Here is a 19218-nt window from a genome sequence, read left to right as displayed (position 1 = left end):
TATACTGTAAATATGATATTAGCAATAGACATCGGCAATACGCATTTGGAAATCGGGCTGTATCACCAAAACCATTTTCTGGATAGCTGGCGCATTTCAACCTCGGTAAACCGGACAGAAGATGAGTTGATGGCATTTATCCGCCAGTTTTTGGACATGGCAAATGTCGAAGTGACCGAAATCCGTGATTTTGCAATTTCATCGGTGGTGCCGAATATCACCCAGATTTTCCGGCGGATGTGCCAAAAATATTTCAAATTACAGCCACTGGTTGTCAGCCATACGCTGGATTTGGGCATTGCTATCGATTATAACCCACCCAATAGCGTGGGTGCGGATCGTGTTTGCAACGCAGTTGCCGCATTCAGCAAATACGGCGGACCGTGCATTGTGGTGGATGTGGGCACTGCAACCACTTTCGACGTAGTGAGCGAAGGTGGTGTTTATCTCGGTGGTGCAATTTCACCGGGGCTGGAAACTGCAGCTTTCGGGCTGAGTTCCCGGACATCCAAATTGCCGACAATTTCATTTGATTTCCCAAAATCCGCAATCGGGAAAGCGACTGACCATAGCATGCAGTCCGGTATTATGTTTGGCACTGTTGCACTAATTGACGGATTAATCGAGCTGATTTCCGGCGAATTGAACAAACCGCCACATGTAATCGCCACCGGCGGGCAGAGCAATATTTTAGCGCCACGGAGCAAATTCATCAAACATGTGGAACCACGATTGGTTTTGGAAGGGTTAATGATGATTTACCACCGCAATGTGGGAGGACGATAATGGCCGGATTTTTTAAATTGGTCATTTATACCCCACGTCGGGAACTGTTTGGGTATTTGCTCCAAAATTTGGTATTGCCTGATTTGGAGATGTTTTATGTCCGAAATCTGGACGAAGTGGAATCCTATTACAACCGGGTAAAGCCCAACGCAGTCATTTTGTATGTTGATCATCATCCGGAGCAGCTTCGCGAAACGTTATCGGTAATTGATAAGCTTCGCGACAACAACAATTGCTGGCTGATGCTGTTGACCAGTGATAAACTGATTTCGCAAAAATTTCAGACAGCGCTGCCGGTAAAACAGGTTTTCCTTCAAAAAGAAAGCGACGATTTTCAGCAAGTTGCCCACAACCTGATGTTCATTCGCAGCCTCTCAATGGCGCAGGATGAACAAAGTAATAAAATCCGATTTAGCCAGTCTATTAACGATTTCCTGAAAATTATTTATCAGGAAAAATCGGTCAACAGCAGTATGGACCGGTTGATCAACCTGTTACCCAAACAAATTAATACCGATAATTGGGCGATGTTTTATCTGGATAAATTTTCCCAACAGGTTGATTATTTTACCCAATTTGTGCCACCGACCCGTCGAAGCAAAGTGGCTAAAGCGCCAAATATTAACAGTTTGGCAGGACGTTTGTTGGGAATGAACCGCACAGTGATGATCACGGAAGAGGACGATGCAGAGCTATTTGAAGAATTAAAAGAACTCAACTGGGCGGTAAAACAGGTGTATTTCATTCCTATTCAGTACCGTGAGCAATTTATTGGCGGGCTGTTACTGGGCAACGAATCGCCGCGTCAAATGGATGCAAAAGAAATCCATTTTCTCGGTGAAGTGATGGATGCCCTCGGCAAACGGGTTCTTGATACCCATGTCACCCGTTCCGACGAAGCGGAATTGAGCAACTTTGCGGGTCAATTGCTCAACAATCACTTTGATGAAGAAGCAATTTTTCAATACACTTGCCGCAAATTAACCGAGATGACCAAAGCCAACAGCGCCATTTTTTGGCAGCACAACAAAGGATTCGGTTTTATTTTCCCAAAATTTGTCCATTTTACCGAGCGCACCCAAAACACCGAAAACCACGACAAAGACATGGTGTTTTTTGATAAAGAAACCTATCTCAGCAATCTGGTTAGTCGCGGAAAAATGGAAGCGCTTTATAATATTGATACCGAAAGCCGGTTGAGCAACAACACTCAGCAGATATTCCGAAAGCTGCAATACCGTCATATCTTGCTCATCCCGATAAAAGTAAATAATGAAGTTATTGGCGCAATCATCATCAACAAAAAACGCCCGACAGACCGTTTTTCGGTTTTGCAAATTCACCAATCGGAAGAAATTGTTGAGAAAACCCAACAAGTGCTTAAAGATGCGCAAACCGTAAAAGAAGCAAACCGGCAGGTTAAGCAATTTTCCCGGATTTTTGATTTGGGACGCGATGCCAAATTGGGGCTGACACTGTTCAACCTGCTTTCCCGTTTGAATTCCAACCTTCGCAAAGCGCTGGGCTGGAACGATGTCGCGATTTTTCTGCTCAACGAAACCGGAAAACACTTGAATGTGATTAACCGGATCGGCTTCGATTCGAAAATAAATTACGGATTTGATCTCCAATCCGGTGTTTCGTTTCCGGAATTTCAGGCGTTATTGGCGAATTCAGAAAAAATCAGCAACTCTTATTTTTTGAGCAAACACAAAAGCAATCCCCCCGTATCTTCCGGGCAAAAATACCGGACAATGGAATGGGAATCCGGTGATCTGGTTGTTATCCCGCTTGACACACGCCAAGATGTGCTCGGCTATTTGCTGGTTGCAGACCCGGTTGACCGGCTGAAACCCGCTCACGAAAAAATAACGCCGCTCGAATACTACGCAAACCAGGCAGCTGTATCCGTAGAAAACTCAATGCTTTACGAAGAATTGAGAAATAGCCAGGAACGCTATCGCTCACTCTCCGAAACAATGAGCCTTGGGTTGGTTACCTGTAATACGGAACAGAAAATTGTTTATCTCAACCCCGCTTTCGAACAATTGCTGGGCTATAAAGAAAACAAACTGAGCCAGCGAAACATCATCGATTTTTTTGCGCCGACCTCAAAAACATCGTTAAGAGAGATGATTTCGTTGTTGGTGGAAACCGTCAACAAAGATCATGTGGAAACCCGAGAGCTTGAAATCATCAGCAAAACCGGTGAAACCATTCCTGTAAATGTTTACGGATTTCCATTTTACGAGCGGCGTAAACACACCGGATTTTTTCTCATTTTAAACGATCTCCGGATCATCAAACGGCTGGAACGCATGAAAGCGGACTTCAACTCCATGATTGTTCACGACTTGCGCTCACCGATGAATGTGATTCAGGGATTTGTGGAGCTGATTCGCAATAAAATTGTCGGGGAAGTTAATCAGGAGCAGGAAGAACTGCTCGACATCGTGAAAGACAATGTGAAAAAAGTGCTCGCACTCGTGGATAACTTTTTGGTCGCATCCAAACTGGAAGTGGGCAAATTTAACGTTGATTTGAAACAGGGTGAAATCAATTCGTTGATCCAACAGCAAATTGACAATCACCGTGTGCTGATGAAAAACAAACAAATCGAAGTCAAAGCCGAGCTCGACCCAAATCTCCCGCTACTGATGTTCGATCCCCTGCGTATCGAACAAGTGCTCAACAATTTATTGAGCAACGCACTCAAATTCACGCCGGATAAAGGTAAAATTATTATCAAATCCAGCATGTATAAAACCACTACCGACGGCAAAGAAAAAATGTATGTGTGCATCGCTGTTAAAGATAACGGCGTTGGTATTCCCAAAAACAAGTTGCCGTATGTGTTCGAAAAATATGAGCAAGTTGAAGATAATCAAAGCTTTAACATTCGTGGTACTGGCTTAGGGCTTTCCATCTGCAAAGAAATCATCCAACTTCATCTTGGTGAAATTTGGGTCGAAAGCACGCCGAATGACGGCAGTACCTTCTATTTTTCACTGCCGATCGTCCAGGCTCACAGCGAAATGATGTAATCCGTTTCGCACAATCACCCAACAACTAAAAACGTTCTCAAACCACCGACATTCTATGGCGAAAAAAGCCCAATCATCCCAAAAATCTGAAACTACACCCATGATGGAGCAGTATTTGGCGATAAAAGCCAAATACAAAGATATGATTTTACTCTATCGAATGGGCGATTTTTACGAAACATTTTTTGACGACGCCAAAACAATCGCCAAAGTGCTGGGCATTGCCCTCACGAAACGCGCCCACGGCAAATCAGCAGATGTGCCGCTCGCCGGTTTTCCCTATCATGCGCTGGATAATTATTTGCCAAAATTGGTTCAAGCCGGTCATCGTGTTGCAATTTGCGAACAAGTTGAAGATCCCAAACAGGCGAAAACTGTTGTCAAACGCGACGTGGTCGAAATTGTCACACCCGGAACAGCGATTTCGGAGAAACTGCTCGATCATAAAACCCACAATTTTATTGCTGCGGTTGTCATTCAGGGGCATCATGCCGGTGTCGGATACGGCGATTTTTCGACCGGCGAATTGTATATCAGCGAAATCGGGCTGGAAAACCTGATCAATTTTCTGCAGGAAATATCCCCGAAAGAGATTTTGGTGCCGTCCAGCAGGTTTGAGGAATTACGAGCATCTTTCGACAAACGCATTTCCGCGGTCATCTCGAAAGTGGACGACTGGATTTTCACCCACCAATTTGCTTACGACACCCTGACCGGACATTTCCAAACCCAAAATCTCAAAGGATTTGGCGCGGAAGATTTTAAATTGGGCGTAATCAGTGCCGGCGCAATTTTGCAATACAGCAAAGATAATTTTCAAAACGATCTCGCGCATGTGCAAACGCTTTCGGTGATTTCAGCAGATGATTACATGATTTTGGACGCATCGACCCGCCGGAATCTGGAAATCACCAACCCCATTTCCGGGCATCGCAGCGACGGCACGCTGCTATCCATTCTCGATCACACGCTCACGCCAATGGGCGGACGGCTCATGAAACAGATGATTTCTCATCCGTTGATCCGTTTGGAGCGCATCCAAACCCGTCTCGATCGCGTTGATGTATTTTTCAAAACAGCATCATTGCGCAATTCACTGCGGGAGCATCTTGAGAACATCAGTGATTTAGAGCGATTATTGGGGCGAATTGCCACCGGCAGAGCCAGCCCCCGCGATTTGATGACCCTGAAACGGGCGCTGTCGTTTATCGAGCCGATCCGGCAGTTGCTGAACGATGAGAACGAGCCGCATTTGCAATTTTTTAGCGATAATTTGCAAAGCGTGGACAAACTGGTGGCGCTGATTGATGCTGCTATCGCGGATAATCCCCCCCAAAACCTCACCGAGGGTGGCATCATCAAAACGGGTTACCATCCGGAACTGGACGAGCTTCGGGAAATCAGTCGAGAGGGTAAAAACTGGATCGTCCAATTGCAAACGCGTGAGCGCGAGAAAACGGCAATTCCATCGCTGAAAATCGGTTACAACAAAGTTTTTGGCTATTATTTTGAAATCACGAAAGCGCACCAAAACAAAGCACCGGAATATTTTATCCGCAAACAGACATTGGTGAACGCGAAGCGATACATCACTCCAGAATTGAAAGAATTTGAAGAAAAAGTGCTCGGCGCTGAAGAAAAAATGGGTGTTTTGGAATACGAACTGTTTCAAAAATTCGCGATGAGGTTGCCCAATGGGGCGAAATCATTCAAATGAACGCCCGGTTAATTGCGGAAATCGATTGTCTGGCAGGCTGGCGCATCACGCAGCAAACAAATCGTTACACTCGCCCGGTTATTGACGAAGGTGAACTGATTGAAATTACCGGCGGGCGTCATCCGGTAGTGGAGAAATTATTACCGCCGGATGAACCGTTTATCGAAAATGACAGTCGGCTGAACAACTCGGACACGCAAATAATGGTGATCACCGGACCAAACATGTCCGGTAAATCAACCTATTTGCGGCAGGTTGGGTTGATAACTTTGCTGGCGCAGATTGGCTCGTTTGTCCCGGCAGAGTCGGCGCATATCGGCATTGTGGATCGTATTTTTACCCGGGTTGGCGCATCGGATAATCTGGCTTTTGGTGAAAGTACATTTATGGTAGAAATGCTGGAAGCAGCCAATATCCTCAACAACGCAACACCGCGCAGCCTGATTTTGCTCGATGAAATTGGCAGGGGAACCAGCACATTCGACGGGCTTTCCATCGCGTGGGCTGTGACAGAATATTTGCATCATCAAAAGAAAGTTGCCGCAAAAACGTTGTTTGCGACCCATTATCACGAGCTGACGGAATTGGCGATGTTGTATCCACGCATCAAAAATTTCCGGGTGGAAGTTAAGGAATACGATGATCACGTGGTATTTTTGAGGAAGATCGAACCGGGCGGAATGGACAATTCTTATGGAATTTATGTTGCACAAATGGCCGGATTACCCGAACTTGTCGTCGAACGTGCCCGTGAAGTGCTGAAAAATCTGGAAGCGAACGAACTCACACCCAATCAAACCACAAAGCTGGGGCGACGGCGGGACAGTTCCCGCTCCAATCCGAGTCAGTTGAGTCTGTTTGAAATACCCAAACCATCGGCAGTTGAAGAAGAATTGCGAAAGATTGATCTGAACACGTTAAGCCCGATCGATGCTTTGTTGAAATTGAAAGACCTGAAAGAGATGCTAAATAAATTGAAGTGAAGATAACTTTACGATTGAAAAATTTTACGTAAGTGTTGGATTTTGCATCCGATTTAGAGGCAATAATTCATTAATACACAAAAATTTATCAATTTTTCTCTTGCATAATTTATCGCATGCGGTTATCTTCTCCATGAATTAACGAACCCTTATAAAGTCTTTGGAGGTTGCCTGATGAGGACTGTGACGAAAAAGGAAGTTGCCAAGCGAGTCGCAAAGGCAATGGGTCAGAAAATTTACGTTACAGAAGAGTACGTGAACATTGTGTTCCAGGCTCTGCGTGAAATTTTAGCAGAAGCCGACCCGGAAATCCGCATAGAGATCCGTGATTTCGGTGTCTTTGAAGTTAAAGAGACAAAACCAAAACCGAAAGCCCGCAATCCGCGAACCGGTGATATTATTTATGTTCCAGCACGGCGAAAAACCCATTTCAAGCCCGGGAAGTTGCTAAAAGAAATCTTGAAAGAGCCGATGGAACGTTCAAAGTAACGTTAATTTTTAGTTGTGTTATTAATAAATCAAAAATTAATGTTTCTTATCCAATTTTTATTAAATTACCGCCTTTTTAGTCCCTAAAAAGTGCGGTTTTTTTTTAATGGAGTTTTCAGCTCATGACAGAAACAAACACCTTATTGCGCGTCGGTGTTGTCGGGTGTGGCGGAATTTCCCAAATTATCCACATTCCGATTCTGGCAAAAATCCCCGGTGTGCAACTCGTTGCTCTCTGTGATATTGATGATCGGAAAACCGCTTTTCTTTCAAAACGGTTTGACGTTCCCCATACTTTTCGGGATATCGAAGAGATGTTTCGTAAAGTCGAGATTGATCTTTTATTCATTCTTACACCCACCAACATGCACCTTCCAATGGCTTATATCGCTTTAAGGAATGGTGTCCATCTGTTTATTGAGCGCCCCGCAGCACGAAATGCCAAAGAAACCCAGAAAATTTATGACGCCAGCCAAAAAGCGGATCGTCATGTTATGATTGGCATGCAATCCCGCTTCCGGAACGATTTTCGCACAATAAAAGGATTTATGGAAAATAAAACGCTCGGAGATATTTTACATATCCGTGCAGAATGGTTGCAATCCAGCCTGGAATCCATTAAACAGCCATGGATTTTTAACAAAAACATGTCGGGTGGCGGCGTTTTGTATGATTTGGGCGTTCAATTATTGGACACATGCTGGTGGATTACTGGCCGACCGAAGCTACAATCTGTGACAACTTTTTCTCGCCAGATAAGAACCGATGTGCAAGTGGAAGATTTTGCAAATGTTTATTTACGTTTTGCCGGTGAAATTGATATTTCATTTGCTGTTAGCTGGTATTTTCCGTTGGCAAAGGACAGGTTTCAAATGGAGATTACCGGTGTTGACGGAACAGCAACCATTTCCCCTTTCAAAATAGAAAAATACCTGCATGGTAAAGGGCTGGAGCTTACACCACCGCTTTATGAAACATATCCTGGCGCGATGTATAAAATGGCATATCAAAACCAGATTCAACATTACATCAATTTTTTAACCGGGCGCGAAAAAAACCTGGTTTCGGGAATAGCCGAAGCTGTTAGGGTAATGGAAATGATGGATATGATTTACAAATCTCTGGAAACGGGTAAAACGGTTTATATCGCATCCGATGAGGATTGATGCAAATGAATACCGTTTTACAAATTTCTTTCACATCCAGAGTTCTTAATCTCACGAATAACAACCATTTAGCTACCCATCTTATTCGATTGTTTCTCACATTTTCTATCGTGTTTCCTGCCATCGCCAGTGGTAAAGAAACTGTCAAAACCAATGAGCAGCTTATCGCCCGTGGTATTATTGATCCCTTCTGGCAGAGCATTACCCCGCACATCGATCAACAATCACGCTTACAAATTTTCCCGTTCGATCAATCCGAAATGAGTCTGTGGGTATCAAAAATGTTAACGGATAGTTGCGTTCATCGTAATTATTTCGTTTATTCATCCGCCGATAGCATTGTGCAAGCGGATTGCCAAATTCGAATTTCTGACGCAACATCGCAAATCAGCTATCGGTCGGCCGGACGCAAATGGCTGGTCGGTTCTCGACGATTCAACAGAAAGGTTACAGTAAGATACCATTTGCAAATTCTGGACAAAAATGCGCAGATATTGGTCAGTCGACGCATCGAGAACTCGTTTAATGACCACCTATCCGGCATCAACACAAATGAGTTGGAAAACCCGGAATTATCATTTACTTCGGGAACTAAAACCAGTAATTCGTTTATAAAACGCTGGATTGAACCCGCATTAATAACCGCGGCAACCTCATTTGTGATTTATACGTTTTATACATTAAGGAGCAATAATTAATGATGTTTAAGGGTGTTTGGAAATCTACTTTCTATTTTCTGATTTTGGTATTTTTTGCTGCCTGCGGCGGTAATGGGATGAAAAAAAAGGAAATGAATGCCGACGCATATTTTGAGTATGCAAAAGCGAAATTCGACAAAGGTGATTATCTGGATGCTATCACCGAATTTACGGTAATTACACTTCGCTTTAGTAATGACCCGGTAGTTGATGATGCACAATACTATCTCGCTGAATCACACTTCAAACAAAAAGAATATCTGATTGCTGTATCGGAATATCAGAAGTTGATAAATGATTATCCGCAAAGTACTTACGCTGTTTTAGCACAGTTCAAAACCGGTCTGTCGTATTACAATATGTCGTCTCGACCGGAGCTGGATCAGGAATATACCAAAAAGCGATTCGCTCATTTCAAACATTTGCGGAAGAACATCCGGAACATGAATTAACCGCAAATGGCGAAGAATTGATCCAGAAAATGCGTGGAAAATTGGCAAAGAAATTATACACAAACGCAACCACCTATCGCAAAATGGGCGAAAATGAGGCTGCTTTGGTGTATTTTGATATTTTCCTCGAAAAATATTACGATACCACATTCGCTCCCGATGCGTATTACTGGAAAAGCGAAATTCTTTATAAGTTAAAACGATACGAAGAATCGCTAAATTATTTCACCATTTTGGTTGAAAAATTTCCGGAGCACGGCAACATTGATAAAGCCAAAGAACGCATCGGCAAACTAAGTATGATGATAAAATCAGCCCAAACGGATGCTCCCGTTGATGAAGCCAACAATAACTAGAATCGGGCTTTTTGGCGGCACATTCGATCCCATCCACATCGGACATTTGATTGTTGCTGAAACGGTTCGTATCCGCTGCCAATTGGATAAGCTGATTTTTATTCCCGCAAAAATCCACGCGTTGAAAGATAATAACCGGATAACTCCGGTTCAGCATCGCCTGACAATGGTTAAGCTTGCTGACAATGGTTAAGCTTGCAATTGAACCACAACCACATCCTGCATTTGCATTTGAAGTATCCGATGAAATTGAGATCCAACGTCCGGGAGTATCGTATTCAATCGATACGATCAGGAATTTCAGAGAATTGTATCCCCTGAAAAAATTTCAGTTGTATTTTCTTTTGGGGCAGCGATGCGTAAAACGATTTCATCTATGGCATGAACCGGATGTGCTACTAAGCCTTTGCGAGTTTATTGCATTCAGCCGTGCCGGTGCAACCACCAAACCCGACTCGCCTTATGCATCTGCATTTACGTATGTCGAAATTCCCGCACTCGAGATATCAGCCTCTGAAATACGGAAACGCGTAATGGCTGGTGAATCCATCCGATATTTTGTGCCGGAACCTGTCCGGCGATTTATTGAAAAAAATCAGTTGTATAAAATATAATTGTGTGTTGTTTATTTATGTTTGATTTAAGACATTAAATCACATGGCTTTGCCATGGAAATAAGGCCTTGCAAAGAAAATGGTGAAGGCTTATATTTTCCCGATTCAAAGCATCCGGAGGGTGAATGGATATACAATCGATCAAACAACTAATCAAAATAGTTGAAAAAAGCGACATTGATGAAATAGAGTTCGAAGAAGAAGGTCGCAAAATCCGTATCAGCAAACGCACACTTGCGTCCAAAGACGGAAGTGCTCAAAGTCATATGTTTAACCCGGTTTACGCCGCTCCTCCCCAACCTGTACCTGCTCCAACACCACCAGCAGCAACAGAAGCACAGGCACCTGCAGCTTCGGCAAATACTGTTGAGGTTCGTTCGCCAATGGTTGGCACTTTTTACCGGTCTCCATCTCCGGAAGCGGATCCGTATGTTGAAGTTGGCTCATCGATTAAGCCCGGTTCGCCACTTTGCATTATCGAAGCCATGAAATTGATGAACGAAATCGAATCCGAATTCAGTGGTAAAATTGTCAAAATTATGCTGGAAAACGCTCAACCTGTTGAGTATAACCAGGTTCTTTTTCTTGTTGAAAAGAACGGCTAATTGACAGCCTATTTGGCATTTAACCGCTTACGCGTGGAGGAATTTCAAACTTGTTTAAAAAGATACTGATTGCGAATCGCGGTGAAATCGCCTTGCGTATCATCCGTGCATGTAAAGAGTTAGGTGTTCGCACGGTTGCCGTATACTCAACACCCGATGAAAACGCATCCCACACAATATTCGCAGACGAAAGTGTATGCATCGGACCCGCCGAAGGTAGCAAAAGCTATTTAAACACTACCAGCATTATCGCTGCTGCAGAGATAACCGGCGCAGATGCAATCCATCCCGGATACGGGTTTTTGGCGGAAAATGCAGATTTCGCAGAAATGTGCAACTCCATCAATCTCACATTTATTGGTCCAAGCGCCACTGTTATCCGCAAAATGGGTGATAAAGCTGTAGCCAAAGAAACCATGCAAGCTGCAGGAGTTCCGGGAGTTCCCGGCAGCAAAGGTATTTTAAAAACAATTGATGAAGCACGGGATATTTGTAAGAAAACCGGATATCCTGTAATGCTGAAAGCCGTTGCAGGTGGTGGCGGAAAGGGCATGCGCATTGTCCGAAAGGAAGCTGATTTGGAAAGCAGTTTTATGATGGCCCGCGCTGAGGCGGAAGCCAGCTTCTCCAATGGCGATTTGTATCTCGAAAAATATATCGAAAATCCCCGTCATATCGAAATACAGATTCTCGCGGATCGGTTTGGCACGGTATTGCAACTTGGCGAGCGAGAATGTTCGATCCAACGGCGCCATCAAAAATTAATTGAAGAAGCACCTTCCCCGGTCGTTGATCCTGATTTGCGAAAACGCATGGGAGATGTGGCAGTAAAAGGTGCTCGATCTGTAAATTATGAAAGCGCCGGAACCATCGAATTTCTGCTGGACAAATCCGGCAATTTCTATTTTATGGAAATGAACACCCGCATTCAGGTCGAACACCCGGTTACCGAAATGGTTTACGGCGTCGATCTGATAAAAGAACAAATTCGCATTGCTGCCGGTGAAAAATTAAAAATCAAACAATCTGAACTGACTCCGCGCGGACATGCAATTGAATGCCGGATCAATGCGGAAGACCCGGAAAGAAATTTCATGCCTATGCCGGGCGTAATCAACAACTTACACCTTCCCGGCGGACCCGGCGTGCGAGTGGATACTCATATTTACAACTCATACAAAGTACCACCATACTATGATTCTTTGCTGGCAAAACTGATCGTTTCTGCACGCAATCGTCACGATGCCATTCGACGCCTGAACCGTGCATTGGATGAATTTGTTGTGGAAGGTATTAAAACGACCATTCCTTTTCATAAATATGTCATCAACACACCTGAGTTTATTGAGGGTGATTTCGACACACATTTTCTGGAAAAAATTTACGAAAAAGCAAAAGCAGAAATGAGCCAAAAAGCTTAGGAGATAGTACATGAATGTCCCGGCAGAACTGAAGTACACAAAAGAACATGAATGGGCACGCATTGAGGGCAATATAGCCACAATCGGCATTACCGATTACGCTCAGGGCGAATTGGGTGACATTGTTTACCTGCAATTACCGGAAGTTGGCGATACAGTTACCAAAGATGATAGTTTTGGAACAATTGAAGCTGTGAAAGCCGTTTCAGATTTGTATGCACCAATTTCAGGAGAAGTCGTTGCTGTAAACGCAGTATTACAAGATACACCCGAAACGGTCAACAGTAATCCTTACAATGAAGGCTGGCTGATCAAAATTAAAATTAATAATTTGAAAGAAGTTGACGAATTACTCGATAGTAAGGATTACGAGGCATTAATTTAGGGAAAAATAGTTCGCTATGGCGAAAATTTTGGTCGTTGACGACAATGTTGATATGCTGGACACGCTGGAGCACTTGTTTACTTTTTACGATTACGAAGTTCTCCGTGCCGAAAACGGCAAAGAAGGGTTGGAAATTGCTGAAATTTCGCAACCCGGATTAATCGTTCTGGATGCCCTGATGCCGGTGATGAACGGGTTTGAAACTTGCGAAAATTTAAAACGCAATGTGAACACCCGGGATATTCCGGTGATTTTTTTATCTGCAAACTATACAGAATATACGCATCGGTTGCGCGGATATGAACTGGGTGCCGATGATTATATGCTCAAACCTTTCAATGCAAAAGAATTGATTGCCAAAGTAAGTTCGTTATTGCACAGAAAAAAGATCATCAAAAACTTGCGAAGCGATAACCGGAATCTCTTAAAAAGACAAGCCGGTGCAAAAACAGCAGCTCCGGAATTGCATCAACATCAGTTTATTGATTATCTGACCGGAATTTACAATAATGATTACTTTTCCAAATGGGTGTCTCAATTTTCAGAATACCATACGACAGAACAACATTATTCCGTTCTTTTAATTGATGCGGACCGTTTTAAATTAGTAAATGAAACTTATGGTGATTTGATCGGCGATTTTGCACTGATGAAAATTGCAAATATAATTCTGCAAAATTCCCGGCAATCAGATTTTGCCTTTCGATTGGGAAAAAATAAATTTGCAATAATGCTCGACGAAACGGAAGAATCGGCGGCATTTTATATCGGAGAGAAAATTCGTTCTGCCATTGAGCAAACCGCATTCTTTGATCAGGATATATTTCAGTACAAACGGCAAACATCCCGTCGGAAAAATGAGCCGGTGAACATCACCGTCAGCATCGGCGTTAGTTCATTTATGGAAAACAACAACGTTGGAAAAGCCATAAAATTAGCCGAAAATGCGTTGAGTAAGGCAAAAGAAATGGGCAGAAACGTAACTATCAAAAGTTCACAGATTCAAGTTAAAGAAAACAGTACACCAACTTAAACGAAGAACATTAGTAGATAACCATTTATTTTTAAATGAGATAGTATAGTATGGCAAAAATACTCATTGTTGACGATAACGATCATGTTCTACGTCTGCTCAAAATAAGTCTTGAAAAAGCGGGTTACGAAATTCACCAGGCCCATAATGGTGATGAAGGCTTGGATATGACTCACAAGGTGTTACCTGATCTGATTATTTCAGATGTAATGATGCCCTCAACAGACGGAATTGAGTTTTGTTGGATGGTTCGTGAAAATTCACCGATTCCAATGGTACCCTTTATTTTTCTGACAAGCCTGGAAGATCGCGATATGGAAATTCGCGGATTTCGTGCGGGTGCAGATGAATATTTGGTAAAACCGGTCGATCGTCCGATTTTGCTCAAAAAAGTAGCAGCGCTGCTCGAACGTGCGAATCGGGTAAAATCTATTGACGCACAGCCTGCCGAACAGGTTAAAGGATTTGAAGGTAATCTTGCAGATTTGTCGCTTGCAGAGGTCATCCAATTGTTGAATTTGAATCAACGTGATGGCGTTTTACATATTGAAGCTGAAGATAAAGGTGAAATCGTATTTCATTCGGGACAGATGGTTTATTGCAAATATGGTACACTTACCGGAGAAGACGCGGTTTATAAAGCTGTCCCGCAATCGATTGGATCGTTCCGTTTTGAACCGGGTTTCCGGGAAATTTCCCGAAATATTCAGGGTTCAACAATGAATGTGTTAATTGAAGCTTGCCGTTTGGAAGATGAACACAATATGAACCAATAATCCCGGCAGAGTGCCGGGATTAGATTTTATTTTACCTGCCAATCATTAAACACTTACAAAAATTAAATCTAACGAAAAAGAGAAACCGGTTTTCTTTTAAACTGTCTCGTTTTCAATTGCTACCGGTTCGGCTTTTGACTGTTTTTTCTTGAACTTTGCCCAATCGTCGAGTTCTTTTTTAACAAATTGTCCCGTGTATGACACAATATTTTTTGCTAAATCTTCCGGGGTCCCGGTTGCGATAATCTGTCCACCATCATCACCTCCTTCCGGACCGAGATCAATAATCCAGTCCGCAGTTTTGATGACATCCAGATTATGTTCGATGACAATTACCGTATTCCCTTTTTCAACCAACCGGTTTAGCACAACCAACAACATTTTCACATCATCAAAATGCAATCCTGTAGTTGGCTCATCCAGAATATAAATGGTCTGTCCTGTCCCCATTCGCGATAATTCCGTCGCCAATTTTACCCGCTGCGCCTCACCGCCCGATAACGTGGTCGCCCGCTGACCCAATTGAATATATCCCAAACCAACATCGTGAAGCGTCTTCAATTTGCGTTTCAGCGAGGGGATTTTATCGAAAAATTCGAGCGCATCTTCCACCGTCAAATTGAGCACATCGGCAATGCTTTTTCCGCGATATTTGATTTCCAATGTTTCCCGGTTGTAACGCTTGCCTTTGCACACTTCACAGGTAACGTAGACATCCGGCAGAAAGTGCATCTCAATTTTTTTGACACCGTCACCCTCACAGGCATTGCAGCGACCGCCTTTTACATTAAAACTGAATCTGCCGGGTTTGTAGCCGCGAATTTTTGCTTCCGGCAACTGGGTGAACAAATCGCGAATGAAGGTAAACAAGCCGGTATATGTTGCCGGATTCGATCGCGGGGTCCGTCCGATCGGCGATTGATCGATATCAATCACTTTATCCAGATGTTCCAATCCTTCAACTTTTTCATATGCCAGGGGAATTTTTTTGCTGCGGTGGAAATGCGCGCTTAACAACGGATAAAGCGTTTCGTTGATCAACGTGCTTTTGCCGGAACCGGAAACGCCGGTAATGCAAATCATTTTTCCCAACGGAAATTCTGCGGACACATTTTTGAGATTGTTGCCAGTCGCCCCGATTAATTTTAGTGATTTTCCATTACCTTTGCGGCGTTTTTTCGGAACATCGATATATTTTTTGAATGACAAATATTGACCGGTAATGGATTCCGGAACTTCGGCAACTTCTGCCGGTGTTCCGGCAGCGACAACCAAACCGCCGTGTTTTCCGGCATGCGGACCCAGATCGATCACATAATCTGATTGTTCAATCGTTTCCCGGTCGTGTTCAACAACCAGAACAGTATTGCCGAGATCGCGCAAACGATGCAACGTTTCGATCAACCGGGAATTATCCCGCTGGTGCAAACCGATCGACGGTTCGTCCAGCACATACAAAACGCCGACAAGTTGGCTGCCGATTTGCGTTGCCAGCCGGATTCGCTGCGCTTCGCCGCCGGACAGCGTGCCGGCTGTCCGGTCCAACGTAAGGTATTCCAATCCGACATTCAGCAAAAATTCCAATCGGGACTTAATTTCCTTGAGCACCTGTCCGGCAATTTTGCGTTCCGTTTCATTCAAGTTCAGCGAATCAAAAAAGCGGTGGGTATTTTTTATGTTTTTTGACGTCACTTCCGAAATATTGAGATCGTTGATTTTAACACCCAACGTTTCTTTCCGTAAACGGCTTCCGTTGCATTCCGAACACGGGATCGGATTCATAAATCCCTCGATCCAGTTGCGGATATGCGGCGAAGCCGTTTGCCGGTAGCGGCGATACAAATTGTTGATCACACCTTCGTATTGCGATGCAAATTCAAATTTGGAATGTGTGCGCTCAAATTTAAAATTGATTTTTTTGCCATCGGAGCCATACAAAATAATTTGGCGAACTTCTTCCGGCAAATCACGCCACGGGGTTTGCAGGCTGAATTTAAATTCTTTCGACAACGCAGAGACCATATCAAAATACCAACTGGCACGTTCCTCGCCGAGCGGTTCGACTGCGCCGTTTGAGATACTCAAATCGGGATTCGGCACCACCATTCGCGGATCGATTTCCAGCTTACTGCCCAACCCGTCGCAATTCGGGCAGGCACCATACGGACTGTTGAACGAAAACATGCGTGGTTCGATTTCCTCGTAACTGATGCCGCAATTTTTACACGAGAAATTTTCACTATACAACCGTTCTTCCGCAGCATCCACATGATCGAGAATCATGAGTCCGCTGGCCATTTTGAGGGCAACTTCAACCGATTCCGTCAATCGCTGCCGTATTTTCTCAGACACTTTCAGGCGGTCGATAACAACTTCAATATTATGTTTGATTTTTTTGTTGAGCGTAATTTCATCTTCGACGCTGTGCAGCTCGCCATCCACCCGGACACGCAGAAAACCTTCGCGTTTGATTTCTTCAAATAATTCCCGGTATTCCCCTTTTCTGCCGCGAACGACCGGCGCCAAAATCTGAATCCGGTCGCCTTCCGGCAGTTCGAGGATACCATCGACAATTTCCTGCAACGTTTGCCGGTGAATCGGTTCACCGCAATTGTAACAATGCGGCCGACCGATTCGCGCGAATAGCAATCGCAAATAATCATAAATTTCCGTGACCGTTCCAACGGTCGAGCGAGGATTGCGATGGGTTGTTTTCTGTTCGATCGAAATTGCCGGCGACAATCCGTCGATATAGTCCACATCCGGTTTTTCCATTAAGCCAAGAAATTGCCGGGCATACGCGCTCAGCGATTCAACATACCGGCGCTGACCTTCGGCATAAATTGTATCGAATGCCAAGCTCGATTTTCCCGAACCGGATAATCCGGTGATCACCACAAATTTATCACGCGGGATATAAACATCAATATTGCGCAAATTATGTTCACGCGCACCTTTTACAATCAGAAATTCTTTTTTATTCATATGCCCAGATTTTGTTTTTTTTGTTCCTTCGTCAACATTCGCGGACAATATACTCATCAAAATACAGGATTGCACTTCCCGGAAAAAAACGTGGTTTGTTGCAGTGTGATCACTGAAAATCCATTTTGGGATCACACCTGTTGCAGCAAAGGAGTGAATTAATGTCCACTAAATATACATTTTGGGAATGTTGCTGGCAAGAAAAAAAATCTGTTAATGGGGTAAATCTGAAAATTGTAATTGACTGCCTTTCGCCCAAAAGTCCTTCAGCATTTTACCAGCTTCGATGTTTTCAAACCAATGTACACTGAATTCCTGTTGCAAATTGCGGCACATTTGCGGTGCTAAAACCGCTTGATAAAATCCGGATTCCAGCTCCGGAAATGACGGTTGGAGCGCCAGCAACCAGGCACACGCTTCACGATCGGCGGAAAAGTGCATTACCGTTTGCAGGCGGTTGGCGAAATTATCGATCTGGCTGTTCGGGTCAGAAATTTCCGTTAATTCCAAAGCAATGGCAAGGCTGCGTGATCGCCAAAATGCCCAGAATGTGGCGGTTGAGCGCAGTTGATTCGTCGCGATTTCCGAGCTGTCAAAATTCGCAGCCAACCAAACCGGAGACTGCAGCAGTTGTTCGAAAATACCAGACAGCGATTGCTGCCACGGGTTACGAATGTATCGCGAAATAGCATTCTGTTCCTGATTCATCAACACAGATTCTACGCTGCCAAGCGATTGATAATATTCAACATAGCTAAGTAATCCAGCATTGGGGGAAACGACCATACGGATGTCCGACGGAATTTCGATCGCAACCGTTTTTCCGGAAAAGTTGCGGTTTTCGAGTGTATCGACAGTCAACCCCGATTGGCGATTCAACCGAATTCCCAACCCGCGCAGCAAATTTTCTCCGCTGGATAACATTTGTTGCGCATTCAACACACGACTGATTCCGGGATGTTGGATCACCTGCAGCAAATCCTCAATTGTTGCGGTAAAATTTTGGGTGTTTTCGTTCCAAAACAGTTCCCGGAACAGGCTGTCGTATGCCGTTTGCGTTTGAACAATCCATCGATTTGGCGTAATATCCGGAGTGCCGCCGGCAAAATACAGGCTGTCCATTGCGGCGTTCAAATCAATAAAACCCAGCTGCTCCGCAGCATCAGCCAGTTCAGTGCGCATGTGATTGCGAATGGCAACCATCGCTACTGAATTTGGATACGCAGCTTTCAATACAGCCTGCTGTTTCGCCGGATTCAACGTGGGTAACAATCTGCCGATTTCACTAAATTGCACCTCCCCTATTCCCGGCACCACAAATTTGCTGTCATTCAATTGACGAATTCTGTCGTAATCCGCAGCGGCGCGAGCGCGAAAATAGGTTTGTTCGAGATAACGAACCAGTGGACGCAAAGCCGCCTGTTGCGACTTATTTTCTGTGATCATCGCCAGTGTTTCGCGGGCAAAACGGATGGAATCCGGCGATGTAAATTCAGGATGAAGCGCGAACGATTCCGCCAATTGCATCGGGCGGTTTTCGGTAAAATAATACCACCACAGCAATGCCTGCTGTTTTTCCAGCTTGAGCGCGGTGGTTTCCCATAATGCAAGCCTGTCCAACCTTCGGCTCAATTCGTTTTGGCAACTGGTGAACAGTAGCAAAAATGTTAATCCAAATAGCAGGATAAATAATTGTTTTTTCATCACT

General features: G+C 44.0%; 16 protein-coding genes and 1 pseudogene. 15 read left to right on the top strand and 2 right to left on the bottom strand.

Features of this window, described 5'->3' with window-relative positions:
* The first annotated feature begins 12 nt into the window (after positions 1-12).
* From H6629_16005 to H6629_15935, 15 genes and pseudogenes are all read left to right on the top strand, one after another.
* A complete protein-coding gene (locus tag H6629_16005; protein ID MCB9069297.1) occupies positions 13-786 on the top strand; it encodes a type III pantothenate kinase in 774 nt (257 codons plus the stop codon).
* Complete coding sequence (locus H6629_16000) at positions 786-3830, top strand: PAS domain S-box protein (GenBank protein ID MCB9069296.1); 3045 nt, start codon at positions 786-788, stop codon at positions 3828-3830. Before H6629_16005 ends, H6629_16000 begins: the two co-directional genes overlap by 1 nt.
* 103 nt (positions 3831-3933) lie before the next feature.
* Positions 3934-6530: pseudogene (mutS, locus tag H6629_15995) on the top strand (DNA mismatch repair protein MutS).
* Positions 6531-6704: 174 nt separating this feature from the next.
* Entirely contained in the window at positions 6705-7019 is a 315-nt protein-coding gene (locus H6629_15990; GenBank protein ID MCB9069295.1) for an integration host factor subunit beta, read from the top strand.
* Positions 7020-7141: 122 nt separating this feature from the next.
* Entirely contained in the window at positions 7142-8185 is a 1044-nt protein-coding gene (locus H6629_15985) for a Gfo/Idh/MocA family oxidoreductase (GenBank protein ID MCB9069294.1), read from the top strand.
* Positions 8186-8190: 5 nt separating this feature from the next.
* On the top strand, positions 8191-8883 hold the full coding sequence (locus tag H6629_15980; protein ID MCB9069293.1) for a hypothetical protein: 693 nt from the start codon (positions 8191-8193) through the stop codon (positions 8881-8883).
* Positions 8884-8960: 77 nt separating this feature from the next.
* Positions 8961-9335, top strand: coding sequence for an outer membrane protein assembly factor BamD (bamD, locus tag H6629_15975; GenBank protein ID MCB9069292.1), 375 nt, complete (start codon positions 8961-8963; stop codon positions 9333-9335).
* A complete protein-coding gene (locus tag H6629_15970) occupies positions 9272-9691 on the top strand; it encodes a tetratricopeptide repeat protein (GenBank protein MCB9069291.1) in 420 nt (139 codons plus the stop codon). Before bamD ends, H6629_15970 begins: the two co-directional genes overlap by 64 nt.
* A complete protein-coding gene (locus tag H6629_15965; GenBank protein MCB9069290.1) occupies positions 9672-9884 on the top strand; it encodes an adenylyltransferase/cytidyltransferase family protein in 213 nt (70 codons plus the stop codon). The genes H6629_15970 and H6629_15965 overlap by 20 nt, the downstream gene beginning before the upstream one ends.
* Positions 9877-10305, top strand: coding sequence for a hypothetical protein (locus H6629_15960; GenBank protein ID MCB9069289.1), 429 nt, complete (start codon positions 9877-9879; stop codon positions 10303-10305). The genes H6629_15965 and H6629_15960 overlap by 8 nt, the downstream gene beginning before the upstream one ends.
* Before the next feature lie 125 nt (positions 10306-10430).
* Positions 10431-10910, top strand: coding sequence for an acetyl-CoA carboxylase biotin carboxyl carrier protein (gene accB / locus H6629_15955; protein MCB9069288.1), 480 nt, complete (start codon positions 10431-10433; stop codon positions 10908-10910).
* Between the two features lie 50 nt (positions 10911-10960).
* Entirely contained in the window at positions 10961-12331 is a 1371-nt protein-coding gene (accC, locus tag H6629_15950; protein ID MCB9069287.1) for an acetyl-CoA carboxylase biotin carboxylase subunit, read from the top strand.
* A gap of 10 nt (positions 12332-12341) precedes the next feature.
* Positions 12342-12716, top strand: a complete 375-nt coding sequence (gene gcvH, locus H6629_15945) for a glycine cleavage system protein GcvH (GenBank protein MCB9069286.1) — start codon at positions 12342-12344, stop codon at positions 12714-12716.
* Between the two features lie 16 nt (positions 12717-12732).
* Positions 12733-13749, top strand: a complete 1017-nt coding sequence (locus H6629_15940) for a diguanylate cyclase (protein MCB9069285.1) — start codon at positions 12733-12735, stop codon at positions 13747-13749.
* A 50-nt stretch (positions 13750-13799) separates the two neighbouring features.
* Entirely contained in the window at positions 13800-14525 is a 726-nt protein-coding gene (locus tag H6629_15935) for a response regulator (GenBank protein MCB9069284.1), read from the top strand.
* 96 nt (positions 14526-14621) lie between these two features.
* On the opposite strand, the gene uvrA is transcribed toward H6629_15935, so the two are convergent.
* Together uvrA and H6629_15925 are read right to left on the bottom strand one after the other, a co-directional pair.
* Complete coding sequence (uvrA, locus tag H6629_15930) at positions 14622-17510, bottom strand: excinuclease ABC subunit UvrA (GenBank protein ID MCB9069283.1); 2889 nt, start codon at positions 17508-17510, stop codon at positions 14622-14624.
* A gap of 213 nt (positions 17511-17723) precedes the next feature.
* Positions 17724-19214 (bottom strand): hypothetical protein, encoded by a 1491-nt coding sequence (locus H6629_15925; GenBank protein MCB9069282.1) that lies wholly within the window; start codon positions 19212-19214, stop codon positions 17724-17726.
* Positions 19215-19218: the final 4 nt, after the last annotated feature.

This window comes from Calditrichia bacterium (assembly GCA_020634975.1).
Taxonomy (GTDB): domain Bacteria; phylum Calditrichota; class Calditrichia; order RBG-13-44-9; family J075; genus JACKAQ01.
The sequence above is the reverse complement of the archived record's forward strand: the minus strand, read 5'-3'. Positions and strand labels throughout refer to the sequence as shown.